The sequence below is a fragment of the Nocardiopsis listeri NBRC 13360 genome (assembly GCF_001570765.1).
Taxonomy (GTDB): domain Bacteria; phylum Actinomycetota; class Actinomycetes; order Streptosporangiales; family Streptosporangiaceae; genus Nocardiopsis; species Nocardiopsis listeri.
In genome coordinates, this window is the sequence record NZ_BCSH01000017.1 from 33,443 (window position 1) to 51,010 (window position 17,568).

Here is a 17,568-nt window from a genome sequence, read left to right on the forward strand (position 1 = left end):
CCCCGGGCCCCCGATCAGCCACTTACGGGGGCCACGCACGGAACGTGGCCATCTCCCGATCGCGCTCCGTGCGTCCCGGCCCGTCACCCCTCCTCCCGGGGGTGGCGGGCCCTTCCACGTGAACGAGAAGAAGGCGATCCGATCGACGTGACCGTTGACACACTATGCGGGGATAAGATCGGTGCGTGTCGTATCGGTGGCTGTCGTGGCTTTCCCCCTCCCGGCGCCCCTCCTCTTCGGATCGTCGGGCGAGCATCGAGTTGATGCGCCAGGTCCACGCCTTGGGAATCGATCTCCAGGACGGGTTGCACGGCCGCAACGTGGGCGCGGCCGCCAGAAGGCTGCGCCGGATCCTCGCCGTGGAGGGTGTCCTGCTGGCCGACCTGGACGGACCGATCACCGCGAACGGAACCCGCCCCGGGTCCGAGGAGATCGAGGGTGTCCTGGCCCAGGTCTTCGAGTACGGGGGCAGTGCCCGCGCCCGCTCGACGGAGGGCGCCTCGGTCTACGCGGTCCCGCTGCACGTGGCCGACGAACTCGCCGGCGCGTTGGTGGCCATCGGCGAACCGGTGGAGTCGGACGTCGAGGCGGCCGCGGCACTGGTCTCGGACAGCCTGGACCACGCGGCGCTGCGCCGGGCCCGAGCCCGGATCGCCGCCGCCGACCTGCGCACCCTGCGCGCCCAGATCTCCCCGCACTTCATGCACAACTCCCTCGCCGTGATCGCGGCGTTGGTGCGCACCGACCCCGACCGGTCCCGTCAACTGCTGTCGGACTTCGCCGACTACCTGCGGTACGGGTTCTCCGACAAGGGCGACTACGCCACGGTCTCCGACGAGTTGGAGGCCACGCAGACCTACCTCGAACTACAGCGCGCCCGCTTCCACGACCGGTTGGACATCACCGTGCGGATGGCACCCGAGGTGCTGCCCATCGCCATCCCGTTCCTGGTGGTGCAACCGATCGTGGAGAACGCGATCCGGCACGGGCTGGAACGCAAGGAGGGCCGTGGCCACATCAGCGTGTCCGGTTTCGGTGAGGGTCCGCTCTGCGTCATCGAGATCGAGGACGACGGTGTGGGCATGCACCCGGAACTGGCACGCGCCCTCCTCGCGGGTACCGGGCCCGAGGCCCGTAGCGTCGGTCTGGCCAACGTGGACCAGCGACTGCGAGCGGTCTACGGACCGGAGTACGGTCTGATGATCGAGACCGCGCTGGGGGAGGGAACGAAGGTGACCGTGCGCGTACCGAGGTTCGCACCCGGGGTGGTCGTGCGATGAACCCCGAACTCCGTGTACTGGTGGTGGAGGACGAGGCCTCCACCCGCCAGGAGATGGCCTCGCTCCTGGGCGACATGCCCGAGGTGTCGGAGGTCCTGGTGGCCTCGAACGGGGCTTCGGCGGTGCGGTTGTTGGGCACGACCAGCATCGACGCCGCCTTCCTCGACATCCTCATGCCCGGCTTGGACGGCATGGACGTGGCCCGGGTGCTGAGCGTGATGTCGGAGCCGCCGTCGATCGTGTTCGTGACCGCGTCCGAGGCGCACGCCGTGGAGGCGTTCGGGATCGGCGCGGTGGACTACCTGCTCAAACCGATCCGCCCCGAGCGTCTGGCCGAGGCCGTAGGCCGGATCGCGCAACTGCGCGACGCCAACGCCACCTCCTCCCCGGCGGAGGACCTGCACGTGGTGCAGATCGACACCGGCCGGCGCACCGTGTTCGTCAAACGCGACGACGTGCAGTTCGTGGAGGCCCAGGGCGACTACGTGCGGTTGCACACCGCCGAGGGCACCCACCTGATCCGGCTGTCGCTGTCGTACCTGGAGGAGGTGTGGGCCTCGGCCGGGTTCGTCCGGGTGCACCGCGGCTTCCTCATCGCCATCTCCTGGGTCCGGGACCTTCGGGTGACCTCCTCCTCCGGTCTGGTGGCCGGGACCCCGGCCGGAGACGTACCCGTGAGCCGCCGCCACGGACGCCATCTGCGCGCCCAACTCCTGGAGGCGGCCAAACGCGACCAGCTCGGCCGTTCGGCGACCGGACGCCCGGGGACGGCCAAGGAGTGGTAGTTGAGTCCACGCCGTGAGAAGCTCACCAGCCCGCAGACGAGGATCGCGTTGGCCAGGGGCAACCGGCCGGTGCAGCACCTACAGCCGGTTCCCGAACCCGTGGACACCGAGGCCGCCCGAGCGCTGTTCCGCGCGCAGCGACGCGGGGCCGTACGCACCGTGACGCTGCTGGGACTGGTGCTGTTCGGGCTGAGCGGCGCCTTCTCCCTGTTCCCGACGCTCGGAGACCTCCGGGTGGTGGGGGTGCCGATCTCCTGGCTGCTGCTGACCGTGGCGATCTACCCGTCGTTGTTCGGCCTGGCGCTGTGGCACGTGCGATCGGCCGAGCGTCTGGAGGACCGGGCCGAGGCCGTCGCACGGGCCGGGGCCGTCACCCGGTCGACCCGCAACGACGAACCGTACCCTCGCGATGACGGGACCTCATGACCACCGCCGTCCTGGCCATCGGCCTGGTGCTCGTCGCGAGCCTGGTCATCGGGATCTACGGAGTGCGGGCCGCGCGGTCCACCTCCGACTTCCTGGTCGCCTCACGGCGGGTGTCGCCGAACTGGAACGCCCTGGCGATCGCCGGTGAATACCTGTCCGCCGCCTCCGTGCTCGGCCTGGCCGGACTGCTGCTCAAGAACGGGCTGGGCACCATGTGGTACGCGGCGGGGTTCAGCGCCGGGTACGTGGCCGTGGTCGCGTTGGTGGCCGGACCGATGCGACGTTCGGGTGCCTTCACCGTGCCGGACTTCGCCGAGTACCGACTGGGCGCGCCCCGTCTACGGAAGCTGTGCGGCTGCGTGGTACTGGTCATCATGCTGCTGTACCTGGTCCCCCAGTTCAAGGGGGCCGGGGTGGTGTTGAGCCTGGTCAGCGGAACCCCCTACTGGGTCGGGGTGCTGCTGGCCGGGTTGGTGGTGAGTGGTTCCATCGCGGCGGGCGGCATGCGTTCGGCCACCTACGTGCAGGCCTTCCACTACATCATCAAGTTGACGTTCCTGGCGGTGCCGGCGATCTACCTGGTGGTGCACGCCGGCGCCGACACCCGCTCCGAGGCCCTGCACCCCGAATGGGGTACGCGATTCCCGCAGGCCACGCCGGTGGAGTTCACCGTCGGTACCGAGTTCACGTTGGACGAACCGGTCACCGTGGTCACCGCCGACGGCGAGGAGTTGGAACTCGCCGCGGGAGGGCACTCCGTGGAACAGGGCACTGAGTACGTGTTCCCGGAGGGCGCCACCATCCCGCACCCCGAGGGCCTGCCGGAGCTCGGCGGTGAACGCTGGAGCACGCCCCTGCTGGACATGGGCGGCTACCCGTTGTTCGAGACCTGGTCGACGCTGCTCGCCATCACCCTGGGCTGCATGGGTCTGCCGCACGTGATCATGCGCTTCCACACCAGTCCGACCGCGCGGATCGCCCGCCGGGTGGCCGTGGGCGTGATCGCGTTGCTGGGGCTGTTCTACCTTTTCCCCACCGTGTACGGACTGTTGGGCCGCGTGCTCACGCCACAGCTGGTGATGTTGCAGGGCACCGACACCGTGACGGTGGTGCTGCCGGCCCAGGCGGTCCCGGGTTCGGTGGGGACCCTCCTGACGGCGATGGTCGCCGCGGGTGCCTTCGGCGCCTTCCTGTCCACCTCCTCCGGGCTGTTGCTGGCCCTGGCCGGCGGACTGTCGCACGACCTCTTCCACGGCAGCGTGCCCCGTCTACGGCTGGCCGTGGTCGTCGGTGCCTGCGTGTCCGTCCTGTTGGCGCTGCCCGCGCAGATGATCGACATCAACGCGTTGGTGGTGTGGGCGTTCACCGTCGCGGCGTCCACCTTCTGTCCCCTGCTGGTGTTGGGGATCTGGTGGCGCCGGCTGACCCTGCCGGGCGCCGCCGCCGGACTGATCGTGGGTGGGGGCACCGCCACCGGGGCGGTGGGATGGTCGATCCTGCTGCCCACGATCCCGGGATGGGGGACCGTGTTGTTGGCCCAACCGGCGGCTTGGACCATCCCCTTGGCGTTCCTGACGATGATGGTCGTCTCACGTTTCACCCGACCTCCCGAATGGGCCGAGCACGCGGTCCTGCGCCTGCACTCCCCCTGACCGCCCCGTTCGCGGGGTGGGGCGGGACCCGACGGAGTACGATTACCTCGTGTCCAAAACCAGCCACGAGGAGTAGCGTGCCTCGCCTGCCGCGTGCGTTTCCCTTCCTGTTCGCCGCCGGAGTCGTGCTGTGCTCCTGCGCGGCGGCCCAGGCCGACGAGTCCGGGTACGCCCCGCCCCCCGACACGAGTGTCACGGCCGGGCCCCAGGACGTCCGTGTGGACACCCCCGACACCCATGTGGAGTCCACCCCGGAGTGGGTGGTCGTGTGCGCGGGCGAGGTGACGGTCGTGATCGGTCCGGGCGCCTGCCCGCTGTCACCGCCCGCGTTCGTCCCCGAACCCGCGCCCGAACCGGGTCGTTCCGTCCCCGATGCGCCCGTACCCGAGCCTCCGATCGTGTCGGCACCGGCCACGGCGGCCACGGCGGAACCGGCCGCATCGGAATCGCCCGGGCCCGAGGGTCCCGCCCCCGAGGCACCACCGGCGCCGGAACCCGCCGAACCCGCGGAGCCCCTCACACCGGTGGAGGCGGCCCGAGTGATCGAGGCCGCCCATCAGGACCCCCTCATCGCCGCCGACCGACCCACCACGGACACCGCGACCGGGGTCTTCACACCGATGCGCACCATGGTCCTCATCGCCGTGGTGGGCGCCGTCGCCGCCGCCGGTGCCGGCCGCGCCGGCGCCACCCGGCAAAGGTAAGGAGGTCAGGGCGTGACCATCGTCGAGTCGACACGTTCGAACGTGGCCAGCGCCGCCGACAACCCCTCGGCGTCGACCTTCAACGCCGACGCGTAGGGATCGCCGATGTAGAAGAGCAGAGCGATGGTGGCGAACACGAACAGCAGGTTGACGGCGGCCCACAGGTAGGCCACCCGGGCACCGCGCTTGATCATCGCGAACGGCATCACCGCGACCACCGCACCGGAAGCGGCGGTCAGCACCAGCAGCAACGTAGGAATGCCGTCCCCGGCGGCGTCGGACCTGGCCACGCGCGCGTCGCTGAGGTTGCCGAGTTCCTGACGCGCGGTCAAGCGGTCGAGCCCGTCACCGGAATCGGACGCCGAGAGCGTGCGCACCGACGTCGTCAGCGCGGCCATGGCCTCGTCCCCCTCCGCGCTGAGTTCCCCCTCGGTCACCATGCGCGGCCAATCGTCCTCCACCACGGTCGTCAGGTAGGCGCGAAGGTTCTCGCGCACCGCGATGGCCTCGTCCTCGGGCAGGGCGGTGGTGCTCCAGTACAGGGATTGCGCAGCGCCGGTCTCGGCGACGATCCCGTCTTCCGCGGTGGTGAAGTTCTCCCAGGCGATCACCGCGCCCATGGCGGCGGCCACGAGGTAGAGGGCGAGCACGCAGGGTGCGATGGTGGCGCCCAAGGCACCGCCGGAGAACTCATCGTCGACCTGGAGGCGTCGGGAGATCAGTACGGCGCCGGCGACCATGACGATCAGGAGGGCGGCGAGCAGCAGCAGGGTGGACAATCGGGGCTCCCAGCAGGAGAAACGGGTATCGACTGGTCATCGTTAACACGCCCCGACCGGTCCCGCCCCCGAAACGGATGAACGCCCGCTTTTATCCCCCGTCCCGTCCGACGAGACCTCGGCCCCTGGAGCCCGACGTACCGATTGGTACGTTCTCAGCGCCGCTCTCCCCCACTCCAGCGCTCTCGGAAGGACCACCCGTGCCCACCATCCTCTCCCCCCGCGGCCCCTTGCTCCGGCTCACCGCGCTCGCCGCCGCGACCACCGCCTCGGTCCTCCTCGCCCCTTCCACCGCGATCGCCGAGGATGATCGCGCGCACAGCTCCTCCGTGGAGGTCATCATCACCGACGATGGCTTCTACGAGGTCGGTGAGGACGTGGAGAGCCTGAAGACCTTCCTGGACGAGAACCCCCGGTACGCCGACGCCGTGGACGACCCCGGCGAGGTCGGCGAGGTCGGCGAGGTCGGCGCCCTGGCCGCCGAATCGGCCGCGCTCACCCACGGCACCCTCACCATCCGGACCACCGACTGCACCACCGCGAAGGTGAGCTACTCCAAGGCCTCCGGAAGCCGGATCACCGTGGAGCTGCGCGTGGGCCAGATCGGTCGCCTGGAACGCAGGGGCGGTCCCCGGGTGGTCTCCACGGGCCGGTCCGCGTCCTTCACCACCGGCATCGCCTCGTTCGGCGACGTCCAGGGCCGGATGCACGTCTCGGAGCAGGACACGACGTTCCGCACCGGCTATGTCTCCTGCCGTTGACCCGTGTTCGGACCACGACGAGGGGCGCGGACACCGTCGTGCCCACGCCCCTCGTCGTCGGTCGACCCCCGATGTGCGGAGAAGGGAGGGGGACGACCCGGGTGGCTACCCGTCCAGGCGGTCCACCAGCGCGTGGTACTCGTCCCAGAGCTCGTTCGGGAGGTTGTCACCGAAGGTCCTGAAGAACTCGGGGACCAGCGCGGCTTCCTGCTTCCAGACGTCGGGGTCGACGTCGAGGACGAACTTCATGTCCTCGTCGGAGATGTCCAGCCCCTCGGTGTCGATGCCGTCGGCGGTCGGCACCAGACCGATCGGGGTCTCCACGGCCTCGGCCTCGCCTTCGAGCCGCTCGACGATCCACTTGATGACGCGGCTGTTCTCACCGAAGCCCGGCCAGACGATCTCGCCGTCGGCGTTCTTCTTGAACCAGTTGACGTAGAAGATCTTCGGCAACTCGGCCTGGTCGGCGCCGGCACCGATCTTCAGCCAGTGGGCGAAGTAGTCGCCCATGTTGTAGCCGCAGAACGGCAACATCGCGAACGGGTCGCGGCGCAGCTCGCCGACGGAGCCCTCCTGGGCGGCGGTCTTCTCGGAGGAGACGTTGGCGCCGAGGTAGACGCCGTGCTGCCAGCTGAGGGACTCGCTCACCAGCGGCACCGCGGTGGCGCGGCGGCCACCGAACAGGATGGCCGAGATCGGCACACCCGCGGGGTCCTCCCACTCGTCGGCGATCGTCGGGGCCTGCCCGGCCGGGGTGGTGAAGCGGGAGTTGGGGTGGGCGGCGGGCTCACCGGACCCGGGGGTCCAGGGACGGCCCTTCCAGTCGGTCAGACCGGCCGGGGGCTCCTCGGTGAGGCCCTCCCACCACACGTCGCCGTCCTCGGTGAGGGCGACGTTGGTGAAGATGCTGTTGCCCCACAGTGTCTCGACCGCGTTGGCGTTGGTCTTGGCGCCGGTGCCGGGCGCGACGCCGAAGAAGCCGGCCTCGGGGTTGATGGCGCGCAGCCGTCCGTCGGCGCCGAAGCGCATCCAGGCGATGTCGTCACCGACGGTCTCGACCTTCCAGCCGGGGATGGTCGGCTGGAGCATGGCGAGGTTGGTCTTGCCGCAGGCGCTCGGGAAGGCGGCGGCGACGTAGTGTGACCTTCCCCGCGGCGAGGTCACCTTGAGGATCAGCATGTGCTCGGCGAGCCAGCCCTCGTCGCGGGCCATGACCGAGGCGATGCGCAGCGCGTAGCACTTCTTGCCGAGCAGGGCGTTGCCGCCGTAGCCGGATCCGTAGGACCAGATCTCACGGGTCTCGGGGAAGTGCGAGATGTACTTGGTGGTGTTGCAGGGCCAGGCGACGTCCTGCTGTCCGGGCTCCAGCGGGGCGCCGACGGAGTGGATGGCCTTGACGAACTCGCCGCGTTCCTCGATGAGGCGCAGGGCGGCGGCGCCCATGCGGGCCATGACGCGCATGGAGACGACGACGTAGGGGGAGTCGGTGATCTCGACGCCGAGCTGGGAGATGTCACCGCCGAGGGGACCCATGCAGAAGGGCACCACGTACATGGTGCGGCCGCGCATGGCTCCCTTGAAGACCTCGCCGAAGGTGGCGCGCATCTCGTCCGGGGCGATCCAGTTGTTGGTGGGGCCCGCGTCCTCTTCGCGCTCGGAGCAGATGAAGGTGCGGTCCTCCACTCGGGCGACGTCGCTCGGGTCCGACTTGCAGTAGAAGCTGTTGGGCCGTTTCGCGGAGTCGAGGCGGGTGAACGTGCCCTGCTCGACCAGTAGGTCGGTGAGGCGGGTCCACTCCTCCTCGGAGCCGTCACACCACACGACCTCGTCCGGCCTGGTCAGCTCCGCGACGTCACGAACCCAGGAGATGAGTTCTTCGTTGTCGGTCAGGGCGGTGCCCACGTCAATACCCACGTCAGCAGTCACAACGGCTCCTCTTCGAATGACGAGATCTCTCGAATGATGAACGACGAGGAGCGGAACTGACCAATTGGTCTAGGCCAGTGGTCTAATAATGGCCGCACGGGATATCGGATTCCGCTGCATGGCAAGGGATTCGGGCACTCGACCACGGTGTGCCCGCACACGCTCAACGGGCTCGCCCCGACACGGCTCGGAGCAGCTTTTCCCTGCGTCGCGGGCCGAAGGCACGTCCACGACGACACACCGTGCCATTCGTCACACGGGCTCACCGTCCGGGCACCGAAGCGCCGCGGAGGCGCGGAACGAACACCCTCTAGACCACTGCCGGGTCTTCGCAGTTCAACGAAGTATGGCCACCGGGCCCCGGGCGCCGTGCAGGACCGAGTGACTCACCGATCCCAGCAGCAGGCCGCGGAACCCGCCGCGGCCGCGCGAGCCCACCACGATCAGGTCGGCGGGGGTGGCCTCCTCCAGAAGGGCCACCACCGGGTGCGCACGGACCACCCGCGTGTGCACCCGAACCTTGGACCGCATCAACCGCAGGTCCATCAGTTCCTCGTCCAGGGCCTGCCTGGCGGCCTCCGCGGCCGTCGCGTCGTCGAACAGTTCCGGCGGGATGGGACCGGTCGCGGCGGCGAACGCCACCAACGGTTGCCAGGCGCTGACCGCCACCAGGTCGGCGTCGGCGAACTCCGCCTGGTCGAAGGCGAACCTCAACGCTCGCCGGCTCGGCTCGGAACCGTCCGCACCCACGATGACCCGGCTGCGCACCCCGTGCGCGGCGGCGTGGTCCCGGGGCAGCACTATGACCGGCACCGGTGAACGAGCGGCCAGTTCGATGCCCACCGACCCCACGAACGCCGCGGCGATCCCGCTCAGTCCGCGCGAGCCCACCACGACCGCCGCCACCCCCGGTTCGTGGGACTCCGTGATCAGGGCCTGGGCGGGCCGGTCGAACGACATCCGGGTGCGCACGGACAGTTCGGGGAACAGCCGCGACACCCAATCCTCGGCGTGGTCGAGCAGGGTCCGGGCCCCCGAGCCCTCCGTCGCCCGGGCCTGCTCCTCGACGCTCGACCACACGTCGAAACCGTCCGTGGCCAGCGGGCGCGCGGCGGCCACGATCAACACGCCCAGGCCACGAAGCATGGCCTGGTACGCCGACCATTCCAACGCGTGCCTGCTGGAGTCGCTGCCGTCCACCCCCACGACCATCCATCGTGTCGTGGTAGCGCCGTTCATCTGCGTGCGCCCTTTCCGTAGGTCTCGGCGGTCATGGGATCTTCGCCTCCGCCGGTGTTTCCATGCTCTTCCCGATGATGCCGTCCGAACACGCACCGGCGGATAACAGTGCCGCCGCGAGTTGGGTGACGTAAAGTCCCAAGACGACCAGTGTCCCCGCAGGAACGGAACGCGCGGACGTCAGGTCGCGTCCGAGAGACATAAGCGAGTCATCGGCGGATGGGGAGCGCGATGTCCCACTCGAACACCGGACACCTGCACTGGGACCACCGTGACGGCCGTGTGGCCGCGGTGGTGGCCGCCGTGGTCTACAGCATGTGGGCGCTGGAGGTCGTCTTTCCCGTCGGGCTCGGATCCGGCACCGGCGCGTTGGCCGACCCCGAATCCACCTTCGGGCGGATGTTGGACAGCGCCCACCGGACCGCGGCGATCCTGGTCGTGCTCGCCGCCGGCCTCGGGCTGGCGCTGGGCGCCGAGCGACCGCGCCGTTGGCTGACGATCTCGTGGTGGTCCATGGTCGTGTTCGGCGTCACGTCCTTGACCTCGTCCCTGCTGCCCGGGCGATGTGTGGTGTCCACCGACGCGGCGTGCGCGGTGGAGTCCGTGGTGGAGGGGATGGGCGGGGTGAGCGTCCTCCAGCCACCGCTGGCCGTGGTCGCGACCCTCGCGGCGTTGGTGGCCTCGGCCGCGCTCACCAGGGACCGGCACGTGGCGGGCGAGCGCTCCTGGATCGTGTTGGCGCTGATCACCGCCGCGCAGGCGGTGGCCGCCGTGGCCGTCCTGGTGCTCGCCGCCGGCCTGTACCTCTCGTCCGGGGACGGCTCCCCGGGTGTCGCGTTGGGGATGGCGGAACGCCTCCACCTGGTGACGGTCGCCCTGTGGCTGCTGGCCGTGGGGTTGATCCCCGGCCACTGGAAGCGGCGTGGCGGCCGGATCCGCGCGCCCGAGCGGCTGAGCTGACCCGCTCTCACACCACCCGTCCGACACCCTCCGCAACCTCGGAGGGTGTCGGAGCCTTCGAGGCCGCTCCCTCGGCCGACGACGTGCCCCGGCCACTCGGTGAAGGCCTCCGAGGCGGCCCGGGTGCCGGGTGTGTCGGCCCCCGGTGCGGTTCGCGCAGGTCCTCGTCGGCGCGTTCCGGTTCGTCGGCCCCGGCCCGTTCCAGCGTCCGCCGCAGCCGCCGGTCCAGGGCCGGGCGCGCGTCCGAATTCAGGCGAGTTCGGGTGGCAGGGCTCGGCCGTGGACCACGTGCAGTGAACTCACCGCTCGGGTCAGGGCCACGTACAGGCGGTTTGCTCCCCGTTCCTCGGCCTCGACGATGGCGGCGGGCTCGACCACCACCACGGCGTCGAACTCCAGGCCCTTGGCCAGGCTCGCGGGGACCGCGATCAGTCGGGCGTCGTCCAGACCGACCTCGCCCAACAAGGGCGCCTCCACCCCTTCGGCGGCCAGGGCCGACCTCAGTTCGGCGATCTGGCGGTCGGCGGCTACCAGCCCCACCGATCCCTCTCCCTTGAGCGCGGCGCGGCAGGCCTCCGCCACCGTGGGGGCCGGGTCCCCCGCGACCGGGGAGAGGCGCAGCGCTCCGGGTGATCGGCGCACCGCGGTCGGAGCCCCCAGCCCGGGGGCGATGGTGGGCAGCAGTCGGGCGGCGAAGTCGATGATCTGCGCGGGCACCCGGTAGCCACGGTCCAGCACGTGCAGGTGGCCGGTGGGTTTTCCCAGGTGTTCCAGGAGCGTCGACCAGTTCCGCGCGGCCGAAGGACTCGTGCCCTGGGCGATGTCACCGAGAACCGTGAGCGAGCCGGAACCGCTGCGTCGCGCGATCGCCCGGCACTGCATCGGGCTCAGGTCCTGGGCCTCGTCCACCACGACGTGCCCCATCCCGGAGGGGCGTTCGATCAGCGCCGCCGCTTCGTCCACCAGTGCCAGGTCCTCTTCCGACCATTTCGCGGACTTGGGGCCGCGCGGGTTGCCCGGTAGCCGCAGCAGGGCCTGTTCCTCGGCGGTGAGCAGGCCCTCCGCCGCGCGGGCCAGGCGTTCGGGGTCGGCGAGCAGCCCCAGCACCAGCTTCAGCGGATCGACCTTGGGCCACAGCGTGGTGACCGCCGTACGGATCGCCGGGTCCCGGCGTACCCGTGTGTGCGTGCGGTCGTCGCAGGTCCGCCCCTCGGCCTCCATCTGGGTGAGGATCACGTGCGCCATGCGGTGCGAGAGCAGTTCACGCCCCGAACCGTAGGCCACCCCGCGTTCGGCGAGTTCGGTGACGAGCGGGCGCACGTCCTCCGGGTACAGCCGCCACCGGCGCGAGCCCCCGCGCACCATCACCGTCTCCTCCGGTTCGCGCAGGTGCGCCCACAGGTCGCGACGGAGCACCTCGGCCATGACCGCGGAACCCTTGACCCGCGCGACCTCCGGGGACTCCACCCGGCGGATCCATCCCTGAGGGTGCCCGGCCCGCTCGGGCAGGTCCCGGGTGAGCAGGTCGACGACGGTGGTCTGGTGGACGTCCACCTCCCCGAGGGCGGGTAGGACGTCGCGGATGTAGGACAGGAAGGACCGGTTGGGCCCGATGATCGCCACTCCGGTTCGGGAGAGCCGTGCGCGCTCGGTGTAGAGCAGGTAGGCGATGCGGTGCAGGCCCACGACGGTCTTGCCGGTGCCGGGCGCGCCCTGGACGCACAGGGTGGTATCCAGCGGCGCTCGGACCAGGTCGTCCTGCTCGGGCTGGATGGTGGCGACGATGTCGCGCATGGGTCCGGTGCGCGGCCGTTCGATCTCCGTGCTGAGGAGCTCGCTGGTGGGGGCCGGTGCGTCCGGGTCGACCAGGAGGTCCTCGTCCTCGAAGGCGGTGAGGAGCGTCCGGGGCTCACCGTCGGCGTCGGCCGTGGTGGTGAACCCGTAGCGGCGCCGGGTGCGCACCAGCATCCGGTCCGCGGGCGAGGCCCGGTAGTAGGCGATGCTGATGGGCGCGCGCCAGTCCAGGACCATGGGACGGCCGTCGGCGTCGTACACGTGGCGTCGGCCGATGTGGATCCGGTCGGGCTCGTCGGCGGCGCGGGGTCCGGCCTCGTCCTCTTCGTCCTCCTCCAGGAAGACGGTGCCGTGGTCGAAGTCCAGGCGCCCGAAGTACAGGGGCGCGTCGGGGATGTCGGTCAACTCCGCGAGTCGACGCTCACGGCCGCGGCGCAGGGCGGCGTCGGTGACCTTGTCCTTGACCACGTCACCGAAGAGCAGTTCGGTGGCGTCGACGTGCTCGCGCATGCGGTCCAGGGCGGCGCGTGCCGCGGCGAGGTGACGGCGTTCGGACGCGAGTTCGGGGTCGGGTTCGGACTCGGCGGGCATGGTCGTGGGATCGGTCGTGGTCATGGGCGGACCTCTGGTCGGCGGGACAGGACGCGGCTTCGCGCGTGCGCGGGGTCCCGCCCCGGTCACCGATGAGGTCCGGTTCGTTCCGATCCATTGAGCGCGCACAGACGACCCCGTGGGGTTGCGAGGCCGAACGGTCCAATCTACCCGAACGGGCGGACCCCGCCCTTTTACGCAGCCTTTGGCCGGTTTCGTCCCTCAGGTCTTGCGCAGGCGAACCCGACTGACGCGGTGGTCCTCGCCTTTGAACAGCACGAGCGTGGCGCGGCCACGGGTCGGGCGGATGTTCTCCAGGAGGTTCACCTCGTTGACGGTGCGCCAGGTGTTGGCCGCGAAATCCATGGCCTCGTCCTCGCCGATGGTGGTGGCCATGTGGTGGAAGTAGGAGCGCGGGTCGGAGAAGGCGGTCCGGCGCAGTTCCCGGAACCGGTCCAGGTACCAGTTGCGGACGTTCTCCGCCTTGGCGTCGACGTAGATGGAGTAGTCGAAGAAGTCGGCGACGGCCAGGCGCCCGGCGGTGGCGGGCTGTAGGACGTTGATGCCCTCCACGATGAGGATGTCGGGCCGGTGCACCGTCTGGCGCTCGCCGGGCACCACGTCGTAGTGCAGGTGGGAGTACACCGGAATGTCGAGGCGCTCGGCGCCGGCCTTCATCTCCGAGACGAACCTGACCAGGGCACGCCGGTCGTAGCTCTCCGGGAACCCTTTTCGCCGCATGAGTCCGCGGGACTGCAGGACGGAGTTGGGGTACAGGAAGTTGTCGGTGCTGACCAGCTCGACGTCGGGATGGTTGGGCCACTGGGCGAGCAGGGAGCGCAGGAGCCGCGCGGTGGTGGACTTGCCCACGGCCACGCTTCCGGCGACCCCGATGATGAACGGGGCCGGGCGATCGGACTCGCCGAGGAACGCGCGCACCGCCGCGTGCCGCTGTTGGGTGGCGCCGACGTACAGGTTGAGCAACCTGGACAGGGGCAGGTAGATGTCGCGCACCTCCTCGAGGGAGGTGGGGTCGTTGGTCCCGCGAAGCTCGTTGAGGTCGGCTTCGGTCAGGGACAGGGGCGTGGAGGCGCGGAGCGCGGCCCAGGCCGGGCGGTCCAACTCCACGTACGGTGAGGAGAAGCCGTTCTTCGTCACGTGAGACACGGTTGACCACCCTAGAGCAGCCGCTCCGCCGTCCCGGGCGGCCGGCCCCCTCATTGGCCGACCTGGTGCGTGATCGTTCCCGAAACCACACGTTCACCACGCCGACTCCGAAGGTTTTTTGTCCTGATTCGGACGGAGTGGAACCGGTTCCACTCGCGGACCAGACCAGTCCTCCCACCTGCGCGATCCATCCCGCATACACCAAATGGTCTATACCGCGACCTGCGAAAACAGCGAGTGGTATGGACCTCTCACTGGTCGAACCAGCGCACCTTTTCACTTACGCTGGCGGCCATGTGCGGAATCGTTGGCTACGTCGGGCCGCAACCGGCGCTCGAGGTCGTTGTGAACGGCCTTGCGAGGTTGGAGTACCGCGGATATGACTCCGCGGGTGTCGCCGTGCTGGGCGAGGGCGCCCTGCACACGGACAAGCGAGCCGGTAAGCTCGCCAACCTGCGTCAGGCCCTTGAAGAACGACCCATCTCCGGAGACGGCGCCGGGATCGGGCACACCCGTTGGGCCACCCATGGGGCCCCCAACGACGTGAACGCCCACCCCCACGTCGACAACGACAACCGGGTCGCGATCGTCCACAACGGCATCATCGAGAACTTCGCCGCCCTCCGGCTGGAGCTGGAGGAGCAGGGCTGCAAGTTCCTGTCCGAGACCGACACCGAGGTCGCCTCCCACCTGCTCAGCACCACGCTGGCGAGCCGGGGCGACGGTGACCTGGCCGGCGCCATGCGCGACGTCTGCAAGCGTCTGGAGGGCGCCTTCACCCTGGTCGCGGTCTCCACCGACGACCCCGACCTGGTCGTCGCGGCCCGCCGCAACTCCCCGCTGGTCGTCGGCCGCGGAGAGGGCGAGAACTTCCTGGCCAGCGACGTGGCGGCGTTCATCGCCCACACCCGCGAGGCCGTGGAACTGGGCCAGGACCAGGTCGTGGAACTGCGCGCCGACTCCGTGGTCGTCACCGACTACGATGGCGAACCCGTGGACGTCAACGAGTACCACGTGGACTGGGACGCCTCCGCCGCCGAGAAGGACGGCTACGACTACTTCATGCTCAAGGAGATCGTCGAGCAGCCGCGCGCGGTGGCCGACACCCTCCTGGGCCGGGTGACCGTCGACGGCCAGCTCACCCTGGACGAGATGCGGCTGAGCCCCGCCGACCTGCGCGGCGTCGAGAAGATCGTCATCATCGCCTGTGGTACCTCCTACCACGCGGGTCTGATCGCCAAGTACGCCGTCGAGCACTGGTGCCGGATCCCCTGCGAGGTGGAGGTCGCCAGCGAGTTCCGCTACCGCGACCCGATCCTGGACCAGCAGACCCTGGTCATCGCCATCTCCCAGTCCGGCGAGAGCATGGACACCCTGATGGCGGTCCGTTACGCCCGGGAGCAGCGCGCCAAGGTCCTGGCGATCTGCAACGTCAACGGGTCCACCATCCCGCGCGAATCCGACGGTGTGCTGTACACGCACGCCGGTCCGGAGGTCGGGGTGGCCGCCACCAAGACCTTCCTCACCCAGCTGGCCGCCTGCTACCTGATCGGTCTCTACCTGGCGCAGGTCCGCGGGATGAAGTTCGGCGACGAGATCAACGCCGTCATCGCCCAGCTGGCCACCATGCCCGAGCAGATCGAGAAGGTCCTGGACACCATCCAGCCGGTCCGTGAGCTGGCCCATTCGTTGGCCGACGCGGACACGGTCCTGTTCCTGGGCCGCCACGTGGGCTACCCCGTGGCGATGGAGGGTGCGCTCAAGCTCAAGGAACTGGCGTACATGCACGCCGAGGCGTTCGCCGCCGGTGAGCTCAAGCACGGCCCGATCGCGCTGATCGAGGAGGGTCTGCCGGTCGTCGTGGTGGTCCCCTCCCCCAAGGGCCGCAGCGTGCTGCACGACAAGATCGTGTCGAACATCCAGGAGGTGCGCGCCCGTGGCGCCCGCACCATCGTGATCGCCGAGGAGGGCGACGAGTCGGTCCGACCGTACTCGGACGTGCTCATCGAGATCCCGGCGGTGCCGACCCTGCTGCAGCCGATCGTCTCGACGATCCCGATGCAGGTGTTCGCCTGTGAGCTGGCCCTGGCCAAGGGCAACGACGTCGACCAGCCGCGCAACCTCGCCAAGAGCGTGACCGTGGAGTAGGAACGTCCCTCGCGGGGCGTGTCGAACGGGGGTGCTCCCCCGGGCGGTGCGCCCCGTCCCTTTCGGGTACCGCTCAGTGGGCCGCCCGTGTGGCGTGGGTGGCGCGGGCCGCCGGGACGTCCGGATGGGTCGGCAGCACGGAGCGCAGTTCGAGTACGTCGAGGATCCGGTGGAGCTGGCGGGGAGCACTCGCGATCAGCAGGTGCCGCTGGCGGCCGGAGGCCAGGCGGGCCGCTCCGATGAGGACGTTGACCCCGGAGGCGTCGATGAAGCCGACGTCGGACAGGTCGACGATCGCGCACGCCTCCAGAACGGCGGCGCTCAGCCGGGAGTAGGCCTCCTCGGCGGTGGCGATGTCGATCTCGCCATCCAAGCGCACGATGGTCGTGCCATCGCAGGGGAAGTGCTCACGGTCGGGGTCCAGTACGGCCACGCCTCACTCCCACGGTTCGGGGTCTGTGGGGTTGTTCGTCTACCGCTGCCGGTCGAATACCGACATGCGTTGACAGCCAGCCTACTCGCCCAGAGGAGTCGTAACCGCTCTCCCGCGGTCCCGTCCGCTTTTTGCGGTCCGGAGCGCGCCCGGGAGATGCCCGATGATGCCTTTCGAGGTCAGAAGGGGTCCGGGCCGCACTCCGCCCAGACGACCTTTCCGTGTCCGGCGATGGGATTCCATCCCCATTCACGTGCGAAGGCGGCGACGAGGCCGAGGCCACGGCCGGATTCGGCGAATTGATGCGCGGAGACCCGCATCGGCCCTCGTGCTTCGGGGTCGGCGACCATGCAGACCACGGCGTCGACGGAGGGCAGCGGTCGGAGTTGGAGCAGGACACGGGTGTCCTCGGGGACGCGCCTGGAGACGGCGTGGCGACAGGAGTTGCCGACGAGTTCGGAGACGATCAGGCAGAGGTTCTCGGTGACCTCGGACATCCCCCACTCGTTCAGGCACTTGACGGCGAATCGTCGGGCCGCGCCGACCGAGGTGGGCACCGCGGCGTAGGCGTGCGCGGCCACGCCCAGCCCGAGCGTGCCCTGTCCGATCCTCAGGTCGCCGAGCCCGACGTCCCACCGTCCCCGCGGTAGTGCCGGGTGGCCCCAGGATGCCCTGGTATGCAGCTCCGAGGGCATCAGCTCTGCGTTCATCACTGTCCTCACGGGTGATGTCGGTTCGCGAGTCCGCTTCCACAGTGTCCTGCGTGTCGCTTACAGACGTAAGACACAGATGCACGTGCAGATCAACGTTCGGCAACCCTATAGGAAGCTTCGCTCCTATTGGTAGGGGCCTGGCGAAGAATTCACCTTCATCGCCGTTGATTCGTAGTACGGGACCTTGGTCCCGCCCCGAATCCACGTCGA

Annotated in this window: 15 protein-coding genes; 8 read left to right on the top strand and 7 right to left on the bottom strand. The window is 69.8% G+C overall.

Translation table 11 applies throughout. From position 1 onward, the window contains the following. The first annotated feature begins 263 nt into the window (after positions 1–263). From NLI01S_RS06250 to NLI01S_RS06270, 5 genes are all read left to right on the top strand, one after another. Complete coding sequence (locus NLI01S_RS06250; RefSeq protein WP_067600613.1) at positions 264–1,280, top strand: sensor histidine kinase; 1,017 nt, start codon at positions 264–266, stop codon at positions 1,278–1,280. After that, complete coding sequence (locus NLI01S_RS06255; RefSeq protein ID WP_067600616.1) at positions 1,277–2,065, top strand: LytR/AlgR family response regulator transcription factor; 789 nt, start codon at positions 1,277–1,279, stop codon at positions 2,063–2,065. Before NLI01S_RS06250 ends, NLI01S_RS06255 begins: the two co-directional genes overlap by 4 nt. After that, positions 2,066–2,491, top strand: a complete 426-nt coding sequence (locus NLI01S_RS06260; RefSeq protein WP_067600619.1) for a hypothetical protein — start codon at positions 2,066–2,068, stop codon at positions 2,489–2,491. Continuing rightward, entirely contained in the window at positions 2,488–4,143 is a 1,656-nt protein-coding gene (locus tag NLI01S_RS06265; protein ID WP_067600622.1) for a sodium/solute symporter, read from the top strand. Before NLI01S_RS06260 ends, NLI01S_RS06265 begins: the two co-directional genes overlap by 4 nt. A 77-nt stretch (positions 4,144–4,220) precedes the next feature. Next, complete coding sequence (locus tag NLI01S_RS06270; protein ID WP_067600625.1) at positions 4,221–4,847, top strand: hypothetical protein; 627 nt, start codon at positions 4,221–4,223, stop codon at positions 4,845–4,847. A gap of 5 nt (positions 4,848–4,852) precedes the next feature. Here NLI01S_RS06270 and NLI01S_RS06275 read toward each other — a convergent pair whose 3' ends face one another. Continuing rightward, on the bottom strand, positions 4,853–5,626 hold the full coding sequence (locus tag NLI01S_RS06275) for a bestrophin-like domain (RefSeq protein WP_067600628.1): 774 nt from the start codon (positions 5,624–5,626) through the stop codon (positions 4,853–4,855). A gap of 200 nt (positions 5,627–5,826) precedes the next feature. On the opposite strand from NLI01S_RS06275, the gene NLI01S_RS06280 reads away from it, so the two are divergent. Beyond that, positions 5,827–6,387: a hypothetical protein gene (locus NLI01S_RS06280; protein WP_067600631.1), complete on the top strand. Its 561-nt coding sequence runs from the start codon at positions 5,827–5,829 to the stop codon at positions 6,385–6,387. A 105-nt stretch (positions 6,388–6,492) separates the two neighbouring features. On the opposite strand, the gene NLI01S_RS06285 is transcribed toward NLI01S_RS06280, so the two are convergent. Together NLI01S_RS06285 and NLI01S_RS06290 are read right to left on the bottom strand one after the other, a co-directional pair. Then, positions 6,493–8,301 carry a phosphoenolpyruvate carboxykinase (GTP) gene (locus tag NLI01S_RS06285; RefSeq protein ID WP_067600634.1) on the bottom strand — a complete coding sequence of 603 codons (1,809 nt, stop codon included), beginning with the start codon at positions 8,299–8,301 and terminating at the stop codon, positions 6,493–6,495. A 348-nt stretch (positions 8,302–8,649) separates the two neighbouring features. Further along, complete coding sequence (locus tag NLI01S_RS06290) at positions 8,650–9,552, bottom strand: universal stress protein (protein ID WP_067600637.1); 903 nt, start codon at positions 9,550–9,552, stop codon at positions 8,650–8,652. A gap of 231 nt (positions 9,553–9,783) precedes the next feature. Between NLI01S_RS06290 and NLI01S_RS06295 the strand changes: the two genes are divergently transcribed. Further along, positions 9,784–10,512, top strand: a complete 729-nt coding sequence (locus NLI01S_RS06295) for a hypothetical protein (protein ID WP_067600640.1) — start codon at positions 9,784–9,786, stop codon at positions 10,510–10,512. A 249-nt stretch (positions 10,513–10,761) separates the two neighbouring features. Here NLI01S_RS06295 and NLI01S_RS06300 read toward each other — a convergent pair whose 3' ends face one another. Then, positions 10,762–12,921, bottom strand: coding sequence for a HelD family protein (locus NLI01S_RS06300; RefSeq protein WP_067600643.1), 2,160 nt, complete (start codon positions 12,919–12,921; stop codon positions 10,762–10,764). Between the two features lie 198 nt (positions 12,922–13,119). Then, positions 13,120–14,025: a type I pantothenate kinase gene (gene coaA / locus NLI01S_RS06305; protein WP_067600736.1), complete on the bottom strand. Its 906-nt coding sequence runs from the start codon at positions 14,023–14,025 to the stop codon at positions 13,120–13,122. A 333-nt stretch (positions 14,026–14,358) separates the two neighbouring features. Here coaA and glmS point away from each other — a divergent pair, with 333 nt between their 5' ends. Continuing rightward, on the top strand, positions 14,359–16,212 hold the full coding sequence (gene glmS / locus NLI01S_RS06310) for a glutamine--fructose-6-phosphate transaminase (isomerizing) (protein ID WP_084392353.1): 1,854 nt from the start codon (positions 14,359–14,361) through the stop codon (positions 16,210–16,212). Between the two features lie 73 nt (positions 16,213–16,285). Here glmS and NLI01S_RS06315 read toward each other — a convergent pair whose 3' ends face one another. After that, a complete protein-coding gene (locus tag NLI01S_RS06315; protein WP_067600650.1) occupies positions 16,286–16,645 on the bottom strand; it encodes an STAS domain-containing protein in 360 nt (119 codons plus the stop codon). A gap of 179 nt (positions 16,646–16,824) precedes the next feature. Then, positions 16,825–17,355, bottom strand: a complete 531-nt coding sequence (locus NLI01S_RS06320) for an ATP-binding protein (RefSeq protein ID WP_067600653.1) — start codon at positions 17,353–17,355, stop codon at positions 16,825–16,827. Between the last annotated feature and the right edge of the window lie 213 nt (positions 17,356–17,568).

Coding starts and splice junctions, on each gene's coding strand:
- NLI01S_RS06250 (WP_067600613.1), top strand. CDS start 264: ATGCGCCAGGTCCACGCCTTGGGAATCGATCTCCAGGACGGGTTGCAC.
- NLI01S_RS06255 (WP_067600616.1), top strand. CDS start 1,277: ATGAACCCCGAACTCCGTGTACTGGTGGTGGAGGACGAGGCCTCCACC.
- NLI01S_RS06265 (WP_067600622.1), top strand. CDS start 2,488: ATGACCACCGCCGTCCTGGCCATCGGCCTGGTGCTCGTCGCGAGCCTG.
- NLI01S_RS06290 (WP_067600637.1), bottom strand. CDS start 9,552: ATGAACGGCGCTACCACGACACGATGGATGGTCGTGGGGGTGGACGGC.
- NLI01S_RS06295 (WP_067600640.1), top strand. CDS start 9,784: ATGTCCCACTCGAACACCGGACACCTGCACTGGGACCACCGTGACGGC.
- NLI01S_RS06300 (WP_067600643.1), bottom strand. CDS start 12,921: ATGACCACGACCGATCCCACGACCATGCCCGCCGAGTCCGAACCCGAC.
- glmS (WP_084392353.1), top strand. CDS start 14,359: ATGTGCGGAATCGTTGGCTACGTCGGGCCGCAACCGGCGCTCGAGGTC.
- NLI01S_RS06320 (WP_067600653.1), bottom strand. CDS start 17,355: ATGAACGCAGAGCTGATGCCCTCGGAGCTGCATACCAGGGCATCCTGG.